We start from the raw sequence: 21,956 nt of genomic DNA on the forward strand, positions 1-21,956 counted from the left end.
TGTCATGCCGTCAGTTTCGACCATGAAAGGTTTCATCTAGAACCTTTTTTTTCTACAGTAGCACTCCGTTCCTATGAGTCTGTCGGTTGAGCTATCGCTGTAACCCATGGTTCTACTCACCCGCTCTGCCGAGAAAGGAATTGATACATTGAAGCTACATTTGGGTTTTATCAGGAATCGCTGGTCTCTACTCGCCCTGGTTATCGGACTGGCGGTGAGTACGTTGCTGGCCTGGCAACTGCATCTGAACAATGAACAGCGGGTGCAGAAGGCGGTAGCCGAAACCGCAACAGAAACCAGGTTGGCGATCCAGAATCGCCTCAAGCGCTATGAGTATGGTTTGCATGGTGCTCGTGGCGCCGTGTTGGCCGCGGGTAAACATGGTATCAGCCGTGTTCAGTTTCACCGCTACAGCCTCACACGGAATATCGATAAAGAGTTTCCCGGCGCCCGCGGGTTTGGTTTTATCCGTCGCGTGCCACGCTTCATGACCGAGACTTTTGTCGAACTGGCCCGGGCCGACGGTTGGCCCGATTTTCGAATCAAAGAGCTGGCCGTTCATGAGGGTGAGCGCTATGTCATCCAGTATATTGAACCCGTCAAGCGCAATATCGAGTCGGTCGGCCTCGATATAGGCTCGGAGAAAACCCGGCGTGACGCGGCAGAGGCGGCAATACGCACAGGAGAGATCCGGTTGACCGGGCCTATTACCCTGGTACAGGCCAGCGGCAAGCCGTTGCAATCCTTTCTGATACTGATGCCGGTCTATCGTGGCGGAGTGACGCCGGCTACCGAGGCCAAGCGCGAGCAAGAGGCGCTTGGCCTGAGTTATGCGCCCCTGTTGATGGAAGAAGTCTTGTCCACCCTGCGCCTGGATGCCGATACCGTGCACCTGGAGCTGTTCGATGTGACCGAACCCGGCGAGAAGCACAGATTCTACAGTCATGCCCCGGAGACCGACGCGGCCCTCGGCGCCCATCCCAAGACCCTTCAATTCGAGGTGAACGGCCGGCGCTGGGAGTCCAGGCTCAGTGTCCATCCGGCTTTTGTGGAACAGATGAATCTGGACTCACCGCTGGCCATTTTTCTGGTGGGGGGCCTGTTCAGCCTGCTGCTGGCCGCCTTCATTGGGGTCATCAGCAATAACCGGCAGCGAGAGCGGCAGCACCAGCGTGAACTGGAAGACCGGATCGATCAGCGTACTGGTGAACTGGCATCGGTTCGCGACCAGCTGTTGATGGCGGCGGGCGTGGCCGAGCTGGGCATCTGGACCTGGACATTGGCGGATTGTTCGCTGGACTGGAATGACAAGATGTTCGAGCTCTACGGCTATCCGGTCAGCTTGCGCGATCAGGGACTCGGCTACAAACACTGGTCCGCCCGCCTGCATCCGGACGATGCGGAGGACGCTGTCTCTTGTATGGAGGAAATAGCACTGGGAACCGGTACCTATGATCCGGTGTTCCGGCTGCTGCTGCCCGATGGCCACATACGCTACATACAGGCGGGGGCGCGGGTCGAGCGTGATGCCGGTGGGCAGGTGATCCGCGTCACGGGGATCAACGTCGATATTACCAAGCAGCGTGAACTCGAAACCGAACTGCGTCAGGCCAAGGTTGAGGCCGACGACGCCAGTGCGGCCAAGTCGACCTTTCTCAACAACATGAGTCATGAAATCCGCACCCCCCTGAACGCCGTGCTGGGCATGTTGCAGCTGGTACAGCAGACGGCGCTGGAACCGCGACAAAGCGACTATATCGGCAAGGCACACAGGGCGGCTCGCTCCCTGCTCGGCCTGCTCAACGATATTCTCGACTATGCCAAGATCGAGGCTGGCAAGCTGCAGCTGGAGCCGCATCCATTCGAGCTGGAAGATCTGATGCAGGAGCTGGCGGTGGTGCTGTCCGGCAACCTGGGCAGCAAGCCGGTCGAGCTGATGTTCGATTTTTCGCCCTCGCTGCCCGGCAGCCTGGTGGGGGATCGCCTGCGACTGCAGCAGGTGCTGATCAACCTGGCGGGCAATGGCGTCAAGTTCACCGAACAGGGGGAGGTGGTCATTCGCATCGGTGAGCTGAGCCGGGGCCAGGGGAAAATACGGCTGCGGATAGAGGTCATAGATACCGGCATCGGTATTGCCGAAGACAAGCTCGAATCTATTCTGGAGGGCTTCAATCAGGCTGAAGCCTCAACCGCCCGGCGCTTCGGCGGGACCGGCCTTGGCCTGGTGATCAGCAAGCGGCTGCTCGGCCTGATGGGGGCCGAGCTCGGCGTGCGCAGCACCCCGGGAGAGGGCAGCTGCTTCTGGTTCGACCTTACCCTGGAACTGGACGAAGCGTCACCGCCATTGGTGCCGGTCGAGGAGGGCGAACAGCCACTGCGGGTGCTGGTGGTGGACGACCATAGGGTGTCGGCCGACATTCTGGCCCGGGTGGCTCGTCAGCAGGGCTGGCAGGTGAATATCGCCAACAGCGGGCAACAAGCCTTGCGGGAAGTGGAGCAAAATCCTGGTTATGACATGGTGCTGATGGACTGGTCCATGCCGGACATGAATGGCCTGGAGGCGGCGGCGAAGATCCGGACGCTGGCGCAGGAGCAACTGCCGACCGTGATCATGGTCACCGCCTATGGTCGCGAGCAACTGGCCCAGGCCCAGCAAGGGTCGTGCCCGGCCTTTGTCGACTTCCTCACCAAACCCGTGACGCCACAGCAGTTGATCACCTCGGTCAAACGCGCACTGGCCGGAGAGACGGTGGCACCGCAGCACAAGACAATCGCGGCCCCCTCACGGCAACGGCTTATCGGGTTGCGTCTGCTGGTGGTGGAGGACAATGCCCTCAACCGTGAGGTTGCCGCCGAACTGCTGCGCGGGGAAGGAGCCAGCGTCGAACTGGCCGAAGGCGGGCTGGAAGGGGTCGGCAAGGTGGTGGCGGCGCCGACGGCCTTCGATATGGTGCTGATGGACATGCAGATGCCCGACATCGACGGTCTGGAAGCGACCCGACGTATCCGGGCTCATGACGCCTGCCGGGATCTGCCGATTCTGGCGATGACGGCCAACGTGACCACGGCGGATCAGCTTGCCTGTCTGGCCGCGGGCATGAATGCACACATGGCCAAGCCGGTGGAGATAGAGCAACTGGTGGCGGTGCTGTTGTCGTTTAGCGCCAACAAGGGGGGACAGAGGGTAAAGCCGCCTGAGCGTCACACCGGAACGGCCGAGCCCATCGATGCGATTGTTCGCCGTTTTGGTGGGGACGCACGGCTGTATCGACGATTGCTGACGGGGTTCGAGCAAGAAGCCGCGGCGCTGTTTGACGAGCTGGAACATCATGTCCGGAAGCAGAATCGGGTGGCGACGGCGGCGACGCTGCATACCTTCAGGGGGGCGGCGGGCACCATGGGGGCAGCGACCTTTGCCTCCCGACTGTCGGGGCTGGAGCAGCAGATTGGGGAGCAGAGCGGGGAATCGGTATTCGCGTTGCTGGATAACGCCGGTTTCGACGTCCTGAAAGCCGGGCTGGCGCAGGAGCGGGCGGCATTGCTGGACGCCGTGCCCCTGCCGGAGGTGACCACAGAACCGGTGGTGAACCGCGAGGCGACGCCTGATCCCGGGGAAGCGACGGGCGAGCGCATCAAAGCACAACTCGAACCCCTGCTGATGCTGCTGGAGGCGGGCAATATGGACGCCATCGACTGCTTCGAGCAACTGCCGGGCGCAGTGCTGGCGTCATTGAGCGAACGGCGGGACACCCTGGCGACCGAGATCCAGAATCTTGATTTTACCGTCGCGAGCAATACGGTTCGCGACCTGTTGGAGACGTTATGAATTTGGAGCAGTTGCAGGAGGCCTTCCCACACCCGGTCGGTCCGCTGCGGATCCTGGTAGTAGACGACCAACCGGTGAATATTCGGGCGCTGTACGAGGTGTTCCGGGGCCGGTTCGAGGTACTGATGGCCACGAGCGGGGAGCAGGCGATAAGCCTATGCCGGGAGCAACGCCCGGATATTATCCTGCTGGACGTCGTCATGCCCGGGCTCAGCGGCCATGAGGTGTGTCGCCGGCTGAAGGCCTCCCCGGGCACCCGGGACATTCCGGTTATTTTCGTGACCTCCCAGAACGAGGAAGCGGAAGAAGCCCTGGGCTTTGAAATCGGCGCCGTGGACTTTATTACCAAGCCCATCAACCCGGTGATCGTTCTGGCCCGAGTACGTACCCATCTGGCATTGAAGCTGCAAAGCGATCTGTTGCGCTCCTTTGCCATGATCGACGGCCTGACCAAGGTGGCCAACCGGAGAAAATTTGACGAAACGCTGGCACTCAGCTGGCGCGCCTGCCAGCGAGAAGGACGACCGTTGTCGCTGGTACTGCTCGATCTGGACTATTTCAAGCAATACAACGACCGATATGGACACCAGAAAGGAGACCACTGTCTGATGGCGGTGGCCGGCGCACTCGGTCACGGCCTGCGACGGCCCCATGATTTGCTGGCCCGTTATGGTGGCGAGGAGTTTGTTTGTATCCTTCCCGGTACCGACAGTCAGGGGGCTATCCAATGCGCGGAGGTAATGAGAGAAGCGGTCAAGGCGCTGCAGATAGAACACCAGGACTCGGCCGCCGGTCCCTTCGTTTCCATCAGCCTCGGTATAGCCACTCAAATACCCGGCGCAGATACCAGCCCCGAAGCCTTGCTGGCGCAGGCCGATCGGCAGTTATATCAGGCGAAACGCAAGGGGCGAAACAGGGCCTGTTTTATCGATCTTGCCGCTGGGCGCGACGCCGGCAAGTGAGGATACGCCGGCGGTGAAGGTGCTGGAGTCAGAAGCCAGAAATATCAATAACCTGTCTTTGAGTCCTCTGGTGCTTTCGACGCTTTTTGCAATACTGTGAAGAACAGTGCCCACAGACAAGGATGGTTATACGCATGGATACCGACAAGCTTCCGCTGGAAATGCTGTATCACTGGGCCGAACGTCAGCCCGAAGAGGTCTATCTGCATCAACCGAAAGATGGCCACTGGCATCATTACAGCTGGTCGCGGGTACTGGATCAGGCTTCTCGCCTGGTGGCGGGGTTGAATGCCCTGGGGCTGGCGTCCGGCGACAAGGTGGCCTTGCTGTCCAAAAATTGTGCCGAGTGGTTTATCTGCGACTTTGCCCTGCAGATGGGCGGCTTTGTCAGTGTGCCCATCTATCCCACTGCCGGTGCCGACACGGTGCGCTATGTGCTGGAGCACAGCGAGAGCCGGGCCATTATTACCGGCAAGCTGGACGAGCCCGAGGTGCAGGAGCCGGGCATCCCCGAAGGCATGCTCCGTATTGCCATGCCGTATCCGTCCACCCTGCACACCCAGCATCACTGGGACAGCCTGCTGGCACACGAGCCCATAGCGCGGCCGCCGGCGCCGGCGCCGGATCGGCTGATGACGCTGGTTTATACCTCGGGCAGTACCGGCCATCCCAAGGGCGTGATGATCGACTTTGGCGCCTATGCGGCGGCCTGTCAGGCCATAGTGGAAACCGTGGGGCTGAACAGTCGGGATCGCGCCTTTTCCTATCTGCCGCTGTCGCACATTACCGAGCGCGTCTATGTGCTGGGTGCCAGCCTCTATGGCGGGGGGAAGGTCGGCTTCGCCCAGAGTCGGGACACCTTCATCGATAATGTGAAAACCATCTCGCCCACGGTATTTATCTCGGTGCCCCGGCTGTGGAGCAACTTTCGCAGTGGCATCCTGGCCAGGTTGCCCCAGCAAAAACTGAATATTCTGCTGAAGATTCCGTTTATCTCCGGACTGGTCAAAAAGAGGATTCGGGCCGGCCTGGGCCTGAGCGGTGCCCGCATTCTGGGTTGTGGCTCGGCCCCGGTATCGCCGTCGCTGCTGCGCTGGTACGAGCGACTGGACATGCCCATCACCGAAGCCTGGGGCATGACCGAAAACCTGGCCTATTCCACCCTGAATTATCCCTATCGTTCCGACAAGGTGGGGTCCGTGGGTAAACCCGGCGTTCATGTCGACATTCGTATCGCCGACAATGGCGAAATACTCTGTCGCTGTCCGGGTATGATGCGCGGTTATTACAAGCAGGAAGAGGCGACCCGACAGGCTCTGCAGGATAGCTGGCTGCATACCGGCGATCAGGGCCGGCTCGACGATGATGGTTATCTCACCATCACGGGGCGGATAAAAGATGCTTTCAAGACCGCCAAGGGAAAATACGTACTGCCGGTACCGATAGAAACGATGTTGACCGAGAATGCCCTGATCGAGCAGGCCTGCGTCATTGGCAGCGGTCAGGCACAGCCGTTAGCCCTGGTGCAGTTGGCCGAAGGCACCGATCAGCAGCATAAAGGGCCTATTGCCGAGCAATTGAATGTCATGCTCGACCAGATCAATCAGCGGCTGGAGTCGCATCAGCGGCTGGGCGGCATCATGGTGATGGCGTCACCCTGGACCATAGCAAACAACATCATGACCCCCACGCTCAAGATCAAACGCCACCAGCTGGAGCAGCAATATGCGGATCTGGAGCAACGCTGGCCGAAGGGACGCGTCATTCTATGGGAGCAGTATCTGTCTGAAGCCAAGTGATTATTGCAAAAATGGAATAATCTTGTTTTTCGTTTTGCGTAATAACGGCTAATTTGCCTGCAAAAGCTGTGTTACCGTTATTTACAGAATACAGATTGATATCTTTTGTTAGTGGAATCGGGCAGAAGGAAGCTGCCCATTTTTTTTGCCTGCCGTTTATACCTCTTCGTTTATACCTTTTCGTTTATTCTTCTTCGTTGTTCTTCTGCCGATGTCTGACCCAGGTTGACGCCAGTCGCCGCCGCATATGCCGATCGATAAACTCGATAAAGGTATTGAGCCGAACCGGCGCCAGTTCCCGGTTGTGATACACCATATGAAAGGGTCGCTTGCCGCCCAGCCAGCCGGGCAGCACAGGGTACAGCAGTCCGGCATCCACATGGTGCGCCACATAATGCTTGGGCACGTTGACGATACCCAACCCCTGAATGGCGACCTTGACCGCCGACTGCATCTGGTTGACCGACAGTCGGGGCACCGGCTTCAGGTGAAAGCGGCGACCGTCTTCATGGGTCAGCTGCCAGTTGCGGTGTGGCCAGCACTGGATGATATGGTGTTGATCCAGCGCCTCCGGTTCCTGCGGCATGCCCTCGAGTTCCAGATAGCGGGGCGAGGCGAAAAGGCCGTAATGTACCTCGCCCAATCGCCGGGCCCGCAGGCTGGAGTCGGGCAGCTCACCGCTGAAAAATACCACGTCCAAGTCCGTATCCAGCAAGCTGGTATAGTCGTTACTTTGCAGCAAATCGATGCGTATTTCCGGATATTCAAGGCAAAAATCGGTAATGCCATCGATCAGGAAGGTGTTGGAAATGGCGATGGGGGCGGCCACCTTGATAAGCCCGCTCATGCGCTGGCGCTGCCCCTGAATATCGCCTGTCACCTGCTCCATTTCGGTCAGCAGCGGGTTGAGTCGTTCATAGTAGCGCCGGCCTTCTTCGGTCAGTTGCAGTTTGCGGGTGGTGCGGCTCAGCAACTTGCAGCCCAGCGACTGCTCCAGAGCCGAAATACGGCGACTGAGGGTGGCGGTGGGCATGGCCAGCTGGCTGGCCGCATGGGAAAAGCCACCTTGCTGTACCACCTTGATAAACAGGTAAAAGGAATCCAGATGTTTCATCGGTCTTGTCTATGTTGGTCACTGTGGTTGATATAAATGGTTGATATAAATGGTTGATATAGATGGTTGATATTGCTGGTTAATAGTTAATAGTTAATAGTTAATAGTTAATAGTTAATAGCTGATAGTTGTGTTTTTTCCGGGGTGGCCGGTCAGATAACGGGCTGCAGATAGCGGCGCAGCAGGGTGATAAACTCGGGCGCTTCCCGGTCCAGACAGGACTCGTGTATCAGCAGATCATAGCCATAGAGCTCGCGCAGATGGGTCATGCGGTTACCCAGCATGGCGGCCAGCCCCTGGTAGTCGTGACCGCCGGCCGAGCGATAGTGGCTGTTCTCCACCAGCCAGTCTTGCAGATGATGGCGGCTGATGGCGCCATGACGCAGGGCCATGGCCAGCAAGGGCCTTTGTTCGGTCAGCAGGTGCACCACCAGCCGTGGGCTTATCAGTGGCAGAAACTCGTCGTAATCGCGGATCTTGATGCCGATGTAGGGCAAATCGACCAGATTCAGCCCGCTCTGCAGCCGGGGCTGATCGACCCGTATGATATTGCTCCAGTGCAGGCTCCAGCCACCAATCTTGTGATGAAAGTGCAGGTTGTCGGCACTCAGCGAAAAACTGTACACCGGCTCGCGCAGCTTGAGAATACCGAGCACCGTCATTACCAGGCCGGCCATAAACAGAAAAATCACCATCAGCCTGCCACGTTCGTCCAGCCAGTAGCCGACCAGCAGCAGGGTCAGCATCAGGGTCAGGCCCGCCAGAGTCAGCGCCAGCCCGTTGCGGCGCGACATGGGCTCTATGTGTTGTGTTTCCCGCACCCGGCCTCCCATTTAGTGCGTGATTCCTTTAAGGTGATGATACACATAGTCCAACAGCAAGGGGTAACAATGTCAGCGGCCATCGAGGTGATGCGTCATCACCGTTCTATTCGTCAATTTACCGAACAATCTCTGAATGCCGAACAGCTTGAGGCGATCATGGCGTCGGCCCAGGCGGCGTCCAGCTCGAGCTTTTTGCAGGCATCCATGGTGATCCGGGTAACGGATCCCGAGTTGAGAGCAAGGGTGATGCCCCTGTGCGGTAACCAGCCTTACATCGGCAGCGCCGCCGAGTTCTGGGTATTCTGTGCCGATTTTCACCGTCACTTGCAGTGGGTGCCCGAGGCCAGAACCGGCTTTGCCGAGCAGTTGCTGATCGGGGCCATCGACACCGCACTGATGGGGCAGAATGCCCTGACGGCGGCGGAGTCACTGGGGCTGGGCGGTGTCTTTATCGGCGCGGTGCGCAACCAGCCCTTTGAGCTCTGCGATCTGCTGGCGCTGCCCAAGGGGGTGATACCGCTGTTCGGACTTTGCCTCGGGTATCCGGCGCAGGATCCCGAGTCCAAGCCCCGGCTGCCGGCCAGCCTGATGTTTTGTGAAAACCGGTATCCGGCGCGTTTCGACGAGGAGCAGATGCAGAGCTATGACCAGCAGATTCAGCACTATTACCGCACCCGGACCGGTGGTAACAAGGACATGAGCTGGACCGGACAGATAGGGGAGACCCTGGCCAAAGAGGCACGTCCTTTCATGCTGGAGTTTTTGCGTGAGCAGGGTTTTTGCCTGCGTTGATACTCTTGTGGGCGAGGGGCGAGGGGCGAGGGGCGAGGGGTGAAGATAAAGGTGACCATTCCCCCTCACCATCTACACGTCATGTCCTGTCCGGTAGCTTGATCACCAGCAAATCGCAGCCGTCGATATCGAGAAAACCGGTCGAATGAGAAAACAGGTGGCCAAGAAAGGGACGTTCAAGCTGGCGACCGCAAATCAGCAAATCCGCCTGTTTTTCTTTTACCGCCAGCTGGACTGCCTGGCGAACATCGCCGTGCGGCAAAGACACACTACTGGCATGGCGTTGCTCCTCCTTCAGCATCTGCATGATTTCATGACCGCTTTCGAGGCGCAGCTTGTTTTTGAGCTGGCGTAAATCCAGGCTCAGACTCCCCATATACACCCCGCTCAGATCGGGCTCGACATGAATGATATGCAGCCCAGCCTGATGACACTCGGCCAGTTCTACCGCTCGTTTCAACAGGGGTTTTTCCCTGTGGTTCAGCTCCAGAGCAACCAGAATATTACGATAAGGCATAGTTCCCTCCTTGGAGCCGGCGGCATCAATGCCACCGTCTTACAACCAGGATATTGCTTTATTCGTCACTATTGGTCTTGTCATCACCAAATGCAAGCACAGTCTCGCGGCCAGCGCTGCGGCTGTCAGCCCTCTGGCTTCATCACCACCCAGCCTGACAAGCCGGCAAAAGCTGTGTTAATCTTTGGCCCTCAGGAGGTTGGTTTATGATCCTTATTCTTACACTCGCAGCTCCCTTGTTTGGCGGGCTGTTTTACGTTGCCGCACTGCAAAGTGCCTTGCCGCCGCGTCGCTGGGCCTTGCTGGGCTGCCTGTTCGGGCCGGCGGTGTTTCCCTTGTTTATGGCCAAACGACGTTGGTCGCTGGTGTGTGCCCGAGGCATGGCGTACTGTGTGTTACGGGCCTGATCCGAGCCGGTGAGGTGCCGTTTTTCGCTGTCTGTCGGGTGATCGCGATGGGGATTTTTGGGGAGTATTTATGAGTGCGTTGGAACAGCTAATCTGGGGTGTTCTTGACTATAGCGCCATGCCGCTGATGTTTCTGCTGGGCTTTATCGGCGTCTCGGTGGGGGCCTGTCTGATCCTGAGGTGGCTGGACAAGCGTCGGCGTTAACCCCCGTTTTCCGGTCACTCGTTAGCCGTTAGTGAGTAGCTGATTTTTCAGACTGGCCTCAAAGCCGGTTTTTTTCTCTTTGTTTTCATTATATTGTCATCCGGCCGCACTAGAGTCTCCTCCGTTTTCAGCCCGAAAAAAGCGCCTTAATCTTCCCTGGGGCGTAAAAAACGAACGATTTCCGGTGTAACTGTGTTCTTTAGTTATAGTAAGGATAAGAATAAAAACAGAGTTCCTGCCACTTGAGCCACTTGAGCCACTTGCGCAAAGAGAGCAAAGAGTGAGCCGGATCCTTGAGCACAACATTATGCAGGGGTATGATGCCCGCCGTTTAAAAAGGCGGGTTCGCCTGAAAGTGAGGTGGAGATGAATATCTTTATCATGCGCCACGGGCAGGCGGCACCGGAAGCATCAAGCGATGCATTACGGCCGTTGACCGTACAGGGGAAAGATGAAACCTGTTTAATGGCGCAGTGGTTGGCACCGCAAGTACCGGTGTTTGATCGTGTGCTGGTGAGTCCTTATCTGCGTGCCAAACAAACCTGGCAGCTGCTCTCCAAATATATTTCCGGCACCCAGGTGGAAAGCTGTGAGGAGCTTACCCCTAATGCCGATGCGGATATTGCGGCCAGCTTGCTGCTGGCCTACGGCGATCTGCATCCCGGGGGCAACTTGCTGGTGGTCAGCCACATGCCCGTGGTCGGCTTTCTGGTCGAGAGCCTTTGCCCGGCCACCATGGCGCCGATTTTCGTGACGGCGGGTATTGCCAAGGTGTCCTTCGGAAAAGGGCAGGGGGCGGTGTTCGACTGGCTGGAAGGACCTCATAACGTGCGTCCTCATTATCAGCAGCACTGCCAGGCACTGGGGTCTTTGGGATAAAGACCTTGAATTGAGTGATAACAAGAAAACTGTTACCAGATAAAAAAAAGCAGAGGTGCAACATGCGCATATTTAACAAATATCAGCCTTTGTTGATTGCCAAGTATGTAAAAACCTTTTTCAGTGGACGGTTATACATTCATGGCCGCGGGGCTTTCAGTTACGCCAGAGGGATCCTGGTCATGCCGGAAAACGCCGATGACCGCCACCGGCGCACGGTGCAGGAAGTCAACCGGCTTATCGGCAAGATGCAGGCGCCGGCCGAGGCCATGTAAATACAGCCGTCAGCTTTCAGCCACAAGCTGTCAGTAAACAGCGCCGCTTGCGGGACCGCATTGGCCCAGTCACCCAAGTGGCGTTTCAGATCTTTCTTACGATTGTCTCCGGTCCTTCAGGCAATATCAGCATGAGCTCCGGAATCTTCCCGTTTCAATAGTTCATCAAACCACTCGGGCTGCTTATGCCTTAAAGCTTACGGCTTATTACAGCTTGGTTTTCCCGCTAAATCTCGATTCTCAACAACACCAGCAGGGCGGCGTTGCCACCCCAGCTGCGGGTAGCCTGATGAAAGGCCAGTACCTGAGGGTGCTGCACCAGCCACATCGGCAGCCGTTGTTTCAGAATATGCTTGCCGTGACCGTGCATGATGGACACACAGTTAACATGCTGGCGCCGGGCCGCTATCAGCAGCGCCGATAATTCTTCTTTTGCCTGTTCCTGGGTCAGACCATGCAGGTCCAGAAACAACTCCGGCACATAATCTCCCCGGCGCAGCTTTTTCAGCTCATAGGCCGAGGTGTCGGGCGCACGATAGCGGGTGGGCCCTTCCTGATCCAGATAAGGCTCGTACACATCGGAAAAAGGATGCGCCTCGGCCTTGTCTTTGCGTACCATTTGCCGCTGTGCTTTCACCTTGACCGGCGCCCGGTGCGGACTTATGGTATCCTGCTTCAATTTGCGGACACCCTGCACCGCTGCCTTAAAGAGCGCTTTTTCATCGTCTTCGGGGTTAGAGGTGGGGGACATGTCTGTATCCGATTATTAAAAATAGCCATTTTATCGAGGCGGAGGGGTTTTGGACACGCTTTTTAATGATGAAGCACTCATCGAGCTGCACACTGTAGGTGATTGGTTGCGTTTTGCCGTCAGCCGTTTTCAGCAGGCCGGCCTGTTTTATGGCCACGGTACCGACAACGCCTGGGACGAAGCGGTGCAGCTGATACTGCCGTTGCTCCATCTTCCCCAGGACTGCCCACCTCAGGTGCGGGATGCCCGCTTGCTGACCAGCGAGCGGCAAGTGCTGCTGGACGCCCTCAAGATGCGGGTCGAGCAGCGCATTCCCACGCCTTATATTACCCACACCGCCTGGTTTGCCGGTTACGAGTTTCATGTGGACGAGCGGGTCTTGATCCCGCGCTCGCCCATCGCCGAGCTGATCGAAGGCCGCTTTGCCCCCTGGCTGAGCCTGGAACCCCGCCGCATCATGGACCTGTGCACCGGCTCCGGTTGCATCGCCATCGCCCTGGCCCACGCCTTCCCGGATGCCGAAGTGGACGCCCTGGATATTTGCCGTGACGCGCTCGACGTGGCGGAAATCAACATCCAGAACCATGGCCTGGAGCAGCAGGTGATCCCGATAGAATCGGACCTTTTCTCGGCGCTGCCGGAAGGTGATAAATACGATCTGATCGTGGCCAACCCGCCCTACGTAGACGCCGAAGACATGAGCGATCTGCCGGAAGAATTTCAGCACGAGCCCGAGCTGGCGCTGGCCTCTGGCTGCGATGGCCTCGACTTCACCCGTCGTCTGCTGACCCAGGCCTGCGACTTTTTGACCGAAGACGGCTTGCTGGTCGTCGAAGTGGGCAACAGCCAGATCCACATGGAAGAGGCCTACCCCCAGCTGCCGCTGTTGTGGGTTGAATTCGAACAGGGTGGCCACGGCGTCTTCGTGATCGGCCGTCGCGATCTTGAACCCTTTCGGGACCAGTTTTAAATATCAATAAAGGAAATCACTCATGGCAGGGAACAGTATCGGCACCCTTTTTCGCGTTTCAACCTTCGGTGAGAGCCATGGCCTGGCCCTGGGCGCCGTGGTCGATGGCGTACCGCCGGGCATAGAACTGAACGAAGAAGACCTGCAGCAGGATCTGGACCGGCGCAAGCCGGGGACCTCCCGCTTTACCACCCAGCGGCGGGAAGCGGATCAGGTCAAGATCCTGAGCGGCGTGTTTGAAGGCAAGACCACAGGCACCTCCATCGGCCTGCTGATCGAAAACACCGATCAGCGATCCAAGGATTATTCCGCCATCAAGGATCTGTTTCGTCCGGGTCATGCGGATTACACCTATCACCAGAAGTACGGCATTCGCGACTATCGCGGTGGCGGCCGTTCTTCGGCGCGGGAAACCGCGATGCGGGTGGCGGCGGGCGCCATCGCCAAGAAGGTGCTGGCCAAATACGGCGTGTCCATCTTTGGCCACCTGACCCAGCTGGGCCCCATCAAGGCCGAGGCGTTCGACAAGAGCCTGATTGAAACCAATCCCTTCTTCTTTGCCGATGCGGGCAAGCTGGACGCGCTGGATGAATACATGCGCGACCTGAAAAAAGAAGGCAACTCCATCGGCGCCAAAATTCAGGTGATTGCTCAGGGCGTACCGGTCGGGTTGGGCGAGCCGGTATTCGACCGTCTGGACGCCGACATTGCCCACGCGCTGATGAGCATCAATGCGGTCAAGGGTGTGGAAATCGGCGACGGCTTTGCGGTGGTAGAGCAAAAAGGCTCCGAGCACAGAGACGAACTGACCCCGGACGGCTTTACCAGCAACCATGCGGGCGGCATTCTGGGCGGTATTTCCAGCGGTCAGGACATAGTAGCCAGCATAGCGCTCAAGCCGACCTCCAGCATCATGGTGCCGGGCAACACCATAGACACCACCGGTGACGCCGCCGAGCTGGTGACCCGTGGTCGTCACGACCCGTGCGTGGGCATACGGGCCGTGCCCATTGCCGAGGCGATGCTGGCCATAGTGCTGCTCGACCATCTGCTGCTCAATCGCGGCCAAAACGCCGAGGTACATACCGGAACGCCGAAGCTGAGTTGAAATGTGAGGTGTGAAATGTAAGGAGTAAGCTGTAGATCTGCTGACCCCTTGCTTGCCTGCTGCCAGCGGGTAGAATAGCGGCCCTTGGGGATACACCCTGGTAAGGGCCGCTTTTTTATTATGTCATTTTGCTATCGAGATCTGATTTCCCTGTTTAACCAATGCTTCGCCGCCACGTACAATACCCGTCTCGAACGGGGGGATGACGAACCCGTCTATCTGCCGGCCAACGCCGAGGTAGACCATCATCGCATTATTTTCGCGCATGGCTTTTTTGCCAGCGCCCTGCATGAAATAGCGCACTGGCTGCTGGCGGGCGAGGGTCGGCGCACCCAGGTAGACTACGGCTACTGGTATTGCCCGGATGGTCGTGATGGTGAACAGCAGCAAGCGTTCGAAGCGGTGGAAATCAAACCCCAGGCCATCGAATGGGCACTGTCGTTGTGCTGTGGTTTTCACTTCAATGTGAGCTGCGACAATCTCAACGGCAGCGTAGAACCGGACCGGCACGCCTTCAAGGCGAAGGTGAGGGAGCAGGCGCTGCGTTACCTGGAGCAGGGCTTTCCGCCCCGGGCCCAGATGCTGATGGCGGCGTTGCGGCGACACTACCGGCGCCCGGCACTCACGGCGGCCGACTTTAGCTGAGACAAGAGGGCACAGATGTTTAAGATTGGCTTGATTATCAACCCCCTGGCGGGATTGGGCGGTAGCGTGGCACTCAAGGGCAGCGACGGCATGGCCGAACAGGCGCTGGCGCTGGGGGCCGAACCCAGGGCGCTCAAGCGTACTCATCTGGCGCTGGCCGAGCTGGCTGACCTCAGCGACAGGTTAACCTTCTACACGGTAGCCGGCGACATGGGTGAAACCGTGTGCCGTGAGCAGGCATTGCCCTTCGAGATCTGTTATCAGCCCGCCAGCCCCACCACCGCCGTCGATACCCGCAACGCGGTGATCGCCCTGGTGGAGCAGGGTATCGACCTGCTGCTGTTCGCCGGTGGTGACGGCACCGCCCGGGATGTGTGCGCCGCCGCTCCCGACACCCTTTGTGTGCTGGGTATTCCCGCCGGGGTGAAAATTCATTCCGGCGTCTATGGCGTCACCCCCGCCGGCACCGGCCGCCTGCTGGCCAGGCTGGTGCGCGGCGAGCCGGTCAGTCTGCTGGCGGCGGACGTGATGGACATCGACGAAGCGGCCTTCCGTGAAGGACGGGTACATGCCCGCCGTTACGGCGAAATGCTGATCCCCGGTGATCTCAGCTATGTGCAGGCGGTCAAGGTGTCCGGCGTGGAGTCGGACGAGCTGGTGCTGACCGACATGGCCGACGACATCATAGAGCGGATGGAAGAGGACGACGACAGCTATTTCATCATGGGTTCCGGCGGCACAGTGGCGGCGGTGATGGAGCGGCTGGGGCTACAGAATACCTTGCTGGGCGTGGATCTGGTTTATCAGAAACGTCTGGTGGCTTCGGATCTGGACGCCAGAGGCCTGTATCAACAAATCAGGGACAGGAAATGCAAGCTGGTGATCACCCTTATCGGGGGCCAGGGCCATATTTTCGGCCGTGGCAATCAACAGCTGAGCCCCGAGGTGATCAAGGCCGTGGGGCGCGACAATATCTGGCTACTGGCGACCAAGACCAAGCTTAATTCGCTGCAAGGCCGCCCGTTGCGAGTGGACACCAATGATTTCGAACTGGACCGAGCGCTTGGCGGCCTGATACGAGTGATCACTGGCTATCATGATGAAGTTCTGGTGCGGGTGGCAAACCCGGAAGACGAGGCGCAATAACTGATGAATATTTTTGAGTTTGAACGGCTGCTGCTGGCAGAAATCGACGGCAATATCGCCACCGCCACCGACGACCAGCTGTTTGCCGGCGGTTACCTGCGCGGGCACATCACCCTGTCGGTGGCTCAGAGCGAAATCGCCGGTCGCAACCATGTGCGAGATGTAAAGGCCCGGGTCAACACCAGCCTCAACCAGGCCATTTTGAGCGGTGAGCTGAACGATGATGATCAGAAACTGGTGCAGTCGTTCTGGGCAGATTTGGTGAAAAAAGTAGAACAGGCGACCGCAACTGCAGAATAAGCACGGTGGAACCAAACATTCCATAGCAAAGGCCGGAGCAATCCGGCCTTTTTGCGCGTTATACCATGCCGTGGTCCAATTTATTGGACCAGAAGGATTATCGAGGCAGGCCCTTGGTCGATTGAAATCGACCCTACGAAAACAGGTTTGTTACAGGCCTCATTTCAACGGGGAGGGGCTGCTGTAGGTGTAAAAAAGGAGCCTCACGGCTCCTTTTTGCTTATTGTGTAATGCTCTGCCTTCAGGCGGTGATGATGCCGCGCTTGCGCAGTTCGGCGATGACCGCATCGGCGGCCTCGTCGGCACTCAGGGCGGTGGTATCCAGATGGATTTCTGCCGCTTCCGGCTGCTCGTAGGCGGAGTCGATGCCGGTGAAGTTCTTCAGCTCGCCGCGACGGGCCTTCTTGTACAGCCCCTTCACATCGCGCTCTTCGGCGATTTCCAGCGGGGTATCGACAAACACCTCGATGAACTCGCCCTCGGCCAGCGATTCACGCGCCATGCGGCGCTCGGCACGGAACGGCGAGATGAAGGCGGTGAGCACGATAAGCCCCGCATCCACCATCAGCTTCGACACTTCCGCTACCCGGCGAATGTTTTCGACCCGGTCGGCGTCGGTAAAGCCCAGATCCTTGTTCAGGCCGTGGCGCACGTTGTCGCCGTCCAGCAGGTAGGTGTGGCGGCCCTGGGCGTGCAGCTTCTTCTCCACCAGGTTGGCGATGGTCGACTTGCCGGCACCGGACAGGCCGGTAAACCACAGCACGCTCGGTTGCTGGCCCTTGGTCAGGGCGCGGGCTTCCTTGTTCACGTCCACATGCTGCATGTGAATGTTCTGGCTGCGGCGCAGGGCAAAGTGCAGCATGCCGGCCGCCACCGTAGTGTTGCTGAGGCGGTCGATCAGAATAAAGCCGCCGGTGTCCTTGTTGGTCTGGTAGTCATCGAAGGCGATGGCGCGGTCCAGACTCAGGTTGCAGACGCCGATGCCGTTCAGCTCCAGCTGCTTGGCGGCGGTGTGCTCCAGGGTGTTGACGTTGACCTGATACTTGATGTCGGTGACGCTGGCGGTCACGGTCTGGGTGCCGATCTTCAGCAGATAGGGGCGACCGGGCAGCAGGGCGTCGTCGTGCATCCACACCAGGGTGCTTTCAAACTGATCGGCGGTTTCGGCCGGGGCCTCGGCGATGGAAATCACATCACCGCGGGAGATATCGATTTCATCCGCCAGGGTCAGGGTGACCGACTGGCCGGCCACCGCCTGCTCCAGATCGCCGCTGTAGGTGACGATACGATCAACCGTGCTTTCCTTGCCCGAGGGCTGCACGCGAATGCGGTCACCGGGCTTGATCACACCGCTGGTGATGGAGCCGGAGAAGCCACGGAAGTCCAGGTTGGGGCGGTTGACCCACTGCACCGGCAGACGGAAGGGCGCGCGTTGCATGCGGGTGTCGTCCACCTCCACCGTTTCCAGAAAGCCCATCAGGGTGGTGCCCCTGTAGTTGGACGTCTGGTACCAGGGCATTTTATCGCTGTGGGCGATGATGTTGTCGCCCTTGAACGCCGACATCGGAATGTAGGTGATGTTGGTCAGGCCCAGCTGCTCGGCAAACCGGCTGTATTCTTCCACGATCTCGTTGAAACGCTGCTCGGAATAGTCGACCAGATCCATCTTGTTGATGGCCACCACAATCTGGCGAATGCCCAGCAGCGACATCAGGTAACTGTGACGACGGGTCTGGGTCAGAATGCCTTTACGGGCATCGACCATCAGAATGGCGGCGTCGGCGGTTGAGGCGCCGGTGACCATGTTGCGGGTGTACTGCTCGTGCCCCGGGGTGTCGGCCACGATGAACTTGCGCTTGTCGGTGGAGAAGAAGCGGTAGGCCACGTCGATGGTAATGCCCTGCTCGCGCTCGGCGGCCAGGCCGTCGACCAGCAGCGCAAAGTCGATATCTTCGCCCTGGGTACCCCACTTTTTGGAGTCGGCCTCCATGGCGGCCAGCTGATCTTCAAACAGCATCTTGGACTCGAACAACAAACGACCAATCAGGGTGCTTTTGCCGTCATCCACGCTGCCGCAGGTAATAAACCGCAGCAGGCTCTTGTGCTCGTGGGCCTGCAGATATTGCTCGATATCGGAGGAGATGAGGTCGGATACGTGCGCCATTAGAAGTAGCCCTCTTGTTTTTTCTTTTCCATGGAAGCGGCGGAGTCGTGGTCGATCATGCGGCCCTGACGTTCGGAGGTCTTGGTCAGCAGCATTTCCTGAATAATGGCGGGCAGGGTGTCGGCCTCCGACTCCACCGCACCGGTCAGCGGATAACAGCCAAGAGTACGGAAGCGCACGTTTTTCATCATCGGCACTTCGCCTTCTTTCAGCGGCATGCGCTCGTCATCCACCATGATCAGGGTGCCGTCACGCTCCACTACCGGGCGCTGGGCCGCGTAATACAGCGGCACGATGGGAATGTTTTCCAGGTGAATGTACTGCCAGATATCCAGCTCGGTCCAGTTGGACAGCGGGAACACCCGAATCGACTCGCCCTTTTGCTTGCGGGCGTTATACAGTTTCCACAGCTCTGGGCGCTGGTTTTTGGGATCCCAGCGGTGCTGCGCGGTACGGAACGAGAAAATACGCTCCTTGGCGCGGGACTTTTCCTCATCGCGACGGGCACCCCCGAAGGCGGCATCGAAACCGTACTGGTCCAGCGCCTGTTTCAGGCCCTCGGTCTTGGTAATGTCGGTATGCACGGCCGAGCCATGGGTGAAGGGGTTGATGTCCTTCTCGATGGCCTCGGGGTTCACATGTACCAGCAAGTCCATGCCCAGTTTTTCTACCATCTGGTCGCGGAATTCGTACATCTCGCGAAACTTCCAGCGGGTGTCCACATGCAGCAGCGGAAAAGGCGGAAGGGAAGGGTAAAAGGCTTTCATGGCCAGATGCAGCATCACGGCGCTGTCTTTACCGATGGAGTAGAGCATGACCGGATTGTCGGCCTCTGCCACTACTTCCCGCATGATGTGGATACTTTCGGCTTCCAGCCGTTGCAGATGCGTCAGATTCATAGGTGATACCGCTCTCGATTATGGATTATGCTAATAACCAAATGTTATAGATGATCTATGTATTCAGTTTATTTGATATATGGTTACAATGATAGCCCTGCTAAAGAGCGAGTGGTTATATATGTCGGCATATTTGGTATTAGCATCAATTGGCGCCTTGCTGGCGCTGCTGATCCAGGGGCGAGTGCCACCGGCGGTGTTGTTCACCAGCTGGGCGGTGGGTTATGTGCTGTTGGGAGTGACCGAACAACAGGCGCTGCTCACCAGTTTTTCCAACCCGGCCTTGATCACCCTGCTGGTGCTGATGTTGGTGTCGCTGGCGCTGGAACGTTCGCCGCTGCTCGACCGGGTATCGGACACCCTGCTCAGGGGGCGCGAGTCGATGGCCAGCCTGCGGCTGATGGGACTGACCGCCTTTCTTTCCGCCTTTCTCAACAACACCGCCGTGGTGGGCTCCCTGCTGGGGGTCATTTCCCGCCAGCGCTATATTCCGGCCTCGCGCCTGCTGATCCCGTTGTCTTACGCCTCCATTCTGGGCGGCGTCACCACCCTGGTGGGCACCTCCACCAACCTGGTGGTGAACTCCTTCGTTATCAACGCCGGCCTGCCGCCGCTGGGTATGTTTCAGTTCACCCTGGTCGGTGTGCCGGTGGCACTGCTCTGCATTCTGGCGCTGATGTTCAGCGCCCGCCTGCTGCCGCAAAACCGGGTGCAGGATCAGGAAGCCCCCCAGTCCTATTTTCTCGAAGCCCAGGTCATGGCCGACTCGCCATTGATCGGCAAAAGCATCGAAGACAACCAGTTGCGTAACCTGAACGGGCTGTTTCTGCTGGAAATATTGCGCCACGACCGGCTGCTGAGCCCGGTATCGCCGGATGAAGTGTTGCAACAGGGTGATGTGCTGGTGTTTACCGGTGAAGTGGAAAAAGTGCAGGCGTTGCAGCGTTTTCCCGGTCTGCAGCTGTTCGGTAATGGTGTGGACAGGCTGCTGGCCTCCAACCTGGTCGAGGTGGTGATTGGCCATGAGTCGGAGCTGGCCAATCGCACCCTGCGCGAGGTGGACTTCAGAACCCTGTTCAATGCCGGTGTGGTAGGGATTCGCCGTGGCCGGCGCCGCTTAACCGGCAAGCTTGGGCTGATACCGCTGCGGGTGGGCGACAGCCTGTTGCTGGCGGTGGGGCCGGACTTTACCGATCAACGCAACATAGACCGCAACTTTCATGTGATCAACGGCACCCTGCAGCGGCCCAAGTTGCGCAAGAGCCAGAGCCTGCTGGCCTTTTGCGGCTTTGGTGTGGTGCTTGCCCTGGCGGCCGTGGACATGGTGCCCCTGCTGAACGGCCTGCTGGTATTGCTGGCGGCACTGCTGGTGACCCGTATTCTCACCCTGAGCGAGCTGCGCCGGCGTTTTCCGTTCGAGCTGTGGCTGATCATCGGCTCGGCGCTCACCGTGGCCAAGGCGCTGGAAAGCTCGGGCGGGGCCCAGCTGGTGGCCGATGCGGTACGCAGTGTGTCCAGTGGTTATGGCGTATACGGCGCCTTTATCGGGGTATTTGTGATTACGCTGATCCTGACCGAAGTCGTGACCAACAACGCCGCCGCCGCCCTGGTGTTTCCCATCGGGCTCTCGACCGCCGGCGCCTTTGGTGCCGATCCCATGCCCTTTATCATGGCGGTGGCCTTTGGCGCCAGTGCCTGTTTTCTCATACCGTTCGGCTACCAGACCCACCTGATGGTGTATTCGCCCGGGCGCTACCGCATGGTGGATTACCTGAAGACGGGGTTGCCGATCAGCCTGCTGTATTCGGCCGGAGTCATCACCCTGGTGCCGCTGATGCATCCGTTTTGAGCAATAAACCCGCAAACAGTCAGTGACTTATTGCAATCAAACAAATCTTTGCTACACTGGCTTTTCTTCGATGGTGACCCCGTTGGTCCTCTCGCATCAGAATCTTGTTTACCAGGCCAGGCCCGGAAGGGAGCAACCAAGGCAGGAACCTCTGAGTGCCGGGATGTGGCTGGCGGCGGTCACCTCCAATTTATTCCAGATTTTTCCTCGAATACCTCCCCAGTAGTATTTTTAGCTGCTTTGCTATCTCTGACTGAGATTGACGACTCGTGCGTATTGCCGACGAGCCTCCACCTGCCTGACGAACACCAAAACACCCTGGCGAACCGCCTGCACCTTTGCTAAAAAATATTAATTATCAGACGTTTATCGGATTATACCAATTACATTGGCTATGTATGAGTTAACTGTGTCTGTGCCAATAAGATACTGTTTTCATTCGGGTTAGTGTGAGTTTCAAAGAATCGCCGCCAAGCCAGATAGTTATCTAGGTACTTGGTGGCAACACCATGGAACCGCGCCAT

General features: G+C 58.3%; 20 protein-coding genes and 1 other RNA gene. 15 read left to right on the forward strand and 6 right to left on the reverse strand.

Annotated elements, in window-relative coordinates:
* Positions 1-148: 148 nt before the first annotated feature.
* The 3 genes from HNR62_RS04690 to HNR62_RS04700 all read left to right on the forward strand — a co-directional run bounded on the left by HNR62_RS04690 (position 149) and on the right by HNR62_RS04700 (position 6,587).
* Positions 149-3,826 carry a CHASE domain-containing protein gene (locus HNR62_RS04690; protein ID WP_204794915.1) on the forward strand — a complete coding sequence of 1,226 codons (3,678 nt, stop codon included), beginning with the start codon at positions 149-151 and terminating at the stop codon, positions 3,824-3,826.
* The gene (locus HNR62_RS04695; RefSeq protein WP_204794916.1) at positions 3,823-4,788 is read left to right on the forward strand and encodes a diguanylate cyclase domain-containing protein; all 966 of its coding nucleotides are present in this window, start codon (positions 3,823-3,825) and stop codon (positions 4,786-4,788) included. Before HNR62_RS04690 ends, HNR62_RS04695 begins: the two co-directional genes overlap by 4 nt.
* Before the next feature lie 134 nt (positions 4,789-4,922).
* The gene (locus HNR62_RS04700) at positions 4,923-6,587 is read left to right on the forward strand and encodes an AMP-binding protein (RefSeq protein WP_239552594.1); all 1,665 of its coding nucleotides are present in this window, start codon (positions 4,923-4,925) and stop codon (positions 6,585-6,587) included.
* 184 nt (positions 6,588-6,771) lie between these two features.
* Here the strand turns inward: HNR62_RS04700 and HNR62_RS04705 are convergent, their stop codons facing one another.
* The gene (locus tag HNR62_RS04705; protein ID WP_204794917.1) at positions 6,772-7,701 is read right to left on the reverse strand and encodes a LysR family transcriptional regulator; all 930 of its coding nucleotides are present in this window, start codon (positions 7,699-7,701) and stop codon (positions 6,772-6,774) included.
* 152 nt (positions 7,702-7,853) lie between these two features.
* Complete coding sequence (locus tag HNR62_RS04710) at positions 7,854-8,522, reverse strand: DUF2982 domain-containing protein (protein ID WP_338044072.1); 669 nt, start codon at positions 8,520-8,522, stop codon at positions 7,854-7,856.
* A 69-nt stretch (positions 8,523-8,591) separates the two neighbouring features.
* Here HNR62_RS04710 and nfsA point away from each other — a divergent pair, with 69 nt between their 5' ends.
* Positions 8,592-9,317: an oxygen-insensitive NADPH nitroreductase gene (gene nfsA, locus HNR62_RS04715; protein ID WP_204794919.1), complete on the forward strand. Its 726-nt coding sequence runs from the start codon at positions 8,592-8,594 to the stop codon at positions 9,315-9,317.
* A 79-nt stretch (positions 9,318-9,396) separates the two neighbouring features.
* On the opposite strand, the gene HNR62_RS04720 is transcribed toward nfsA, so the two are convergent.
* Positions 9,397-9,834 (reverse strand): universal stress protein, encoded by a 438-nt coding sequence (locus HNR62_RS04720; RefSeq protein ID WP_204794920.1) that lies wholly within the window; start codon positions 9,832-9,834, stop codon positions 9,397-9,399.
* 206 nt (positions 9,835-10,040) lie between these two features.
* Here HNR62_RS04720 and HNR62_RS04725 point away from each other — a divergent pair, with 206 nt between their 5' ends.
* From HNR62_RS04725 to HNR62_RS04740, 4 genes are all read left to right on the forward strand, one after another.
* Positions 10,041-10,241, forward strand: coding sequence for a hypothetical protein (locus HNR62_RS04725; RefSeq protein ID WP_204794921.1), 201 nt, complete (start codon positions 10,041-10,043; stop codon positions 10,239-10,241).
* 70 nt (positions 10,242-10,311) lie between these two features.
* Positions 10,312-10,446 carry a TIGR02808 family protein gene (locus HNR62_RS04730; protein WP_204794922.1) on the forward strand — a complete coding sequence of 45 codons (135 nt, stop codon included), beginning with the start codon at positions 10,312-10,314 and terminating at the stop codon, positions 10,444-10,446.
* Between the two features lie 366 nt (positions 10,447-10,812).
* On the forward strand, positions 10,813-11,325 hold the full coding sequence (gene sixA, locus HNR62_RS04735; RefSeq protein WP_204794923.1) for a phosphohistidine phosphatase SixA: 513 nt from the start codon (positions 10,813-10,815) through the stop codon (positions 11,323-11,325).
* A 62-nt stretch (positions 11,326-11,387) separates the two neighbouring features.
* Positions 11,388-11,600, forward strand: a complete 213-nt coding sequence (locus HNR62_RS04740) for a DUF1107 domain-containing protein (RefSeq protein WP_204794924.1) — start codon at positions 11,388-11,390, stop codon at positions 11,598-11,600.
* A 226-nt stretch (positions 11,601-11,826) separates the two neighbouring features.
* On the opposite strand, the gene smrB is transcribed toward HNR62_RS04740, so the two are convergent.
* Entirely contained in the window at positions 11,827-12,351 is a 525-nt protein-coding gene (smrB, locus tag HNR62_RS04745; RefSeq protein WP_204794925.1) for an endonuclease SmrB, read from the reverse strand.
* Between the two features lie 49 nt (positions 12,352-12,400).
* On the opposite strand from smrB, the gene prmB reads away from it, so the two are divergent.
* The 5 genes from prmB to HNR62_RS04770 all read left to right on the forward strand — a co-directional run bounded on the left by prmB (position 12,401) and on the right by HNR62_RS04770 (position 16,520).
* Positions 12,401-13,321 (forward strand): 50S ribosomal protein L3 N(5)-glutamine methyltransferase, encoded by a 921-nt coding sequence (gene prmB / locus HNR62_RS04750; RefSeq protein WP_204794926.1) that lies wholly within the window; start codon positions 12,401-12,403, stop codon positions 13,319-13,321.
* Positions 13,322-13,343: 22 nt separating this feature from the next.
* Positions 13,344-14,429 (forward strand): chorismate synthase, encoded by a 1,086-nt coding sequence (gene aroC, locus HNR62_RS04755; protein ID WP_204794927.1) that lies wholly within the window; start codon positions 13,344-13,346, stop codon positions 14,427-14,429.
* A gap of 120 nt (positions 14,430-14,549) precedes the next feature.
* Entirely contained in the window at positions 14,550-15,074 is a 525-nt protein-coding gene (locus HNR62_RS04760; protein WP_204794928.1) for an elongation factor P hydroxylase, read from the forward strand.
* Between the two features lie 15 nt (positions 15,075-15,089).
* On the forward strand, positions 15,090-16,220 hold the full coding sequence (locus HNR62_RS04765; RefSeq protein ID WP_204794929.1) for an ATP-NAD kinase family protein: 1,131 nt from the start codon (positions 15,090-15,092) through the stop codon (positions 16,218-16,220).
* A gap of 3 nt (positions 16,221-16,223) precedes the next feature.
* Entirely contained in the window at positions 16,224-16,520 is a 297-nt protein-coding gene (locus HNR62_RS04770; protein WP_204794930.1) for a YfcL family protein, read from the forward strand.
* Between the two features lie 241 nt (positions 16,521-16,761).
* Here the strand turns inward: HNR62_RS04770 and cysN are convergent, their stop codons facing one another.
* Entirely contained in the window at positions 16,762-18,684 is a 1,923-nt protein-coding gene (cysN, locus tag HNR62_RS04775; RefSeq protein ID WP_204794931.1) for a sulfate adenylyltransferase subunit CysN, read from the reverse strand.
* The gene (cysD, locus tag HNR62_RS04780; RefSeq protein WP_204794932.1) at positions 18,684-19,583 is read right to left on the reverse strand and encodes a sulfate adenylyltransferase subunit CysD; all 900 of its coding nucleotides are present in this window, start codon (positions 19,581-19,583) and stop codon (positions 18,684-18,686) included. The genes cysN and cysD overlap by 1 nt, the downstream gene beginning before the upstream one ends.
* 121 nt (positions 19,584-19,704) lie before the next feature.
* On the opposite strand from cysD, the gene HNR62_RS04785 reads away from it, so the two are divergent.
* Together HNR62_RS04785 and ffs are read left to right on the forward strand one after the other, a co-directional pair.
* Positions 19,705-21,432 carry an SLC13 family permease gene (locus tag HNR62_RS04785; protein ID WP_204794933.1) on the forward strand — a complete coding sequence of 576 codons (1,728 nt, stop codon included), beginning with the start codon at positions 19,705-19,707 and terminating at the stop codon, positions 21,430-21,432.
* 80 nt (positions 21,433-21,512) lie between these two features.
* An RNA gene (ffs, locus tag HNR62_RS04790) (signal recognition particle sRNA small type) lies at positions 21,513-21,610 on the forward strand.
* The last annotated feature ends 346 nt before the right edge of the window (positions 21,611-21,956 follow it).

Origin of the sequence: Oceanisphaera litoralis (genome assembly GCF_016907015.1) — a bacterium.
GTDB lineage: Bacteria > Pseudomonadota > Gammaproteobacteria > Enterobacterales > Aeromonadaceae > Oceanimonas > Oceanimonas litoralis.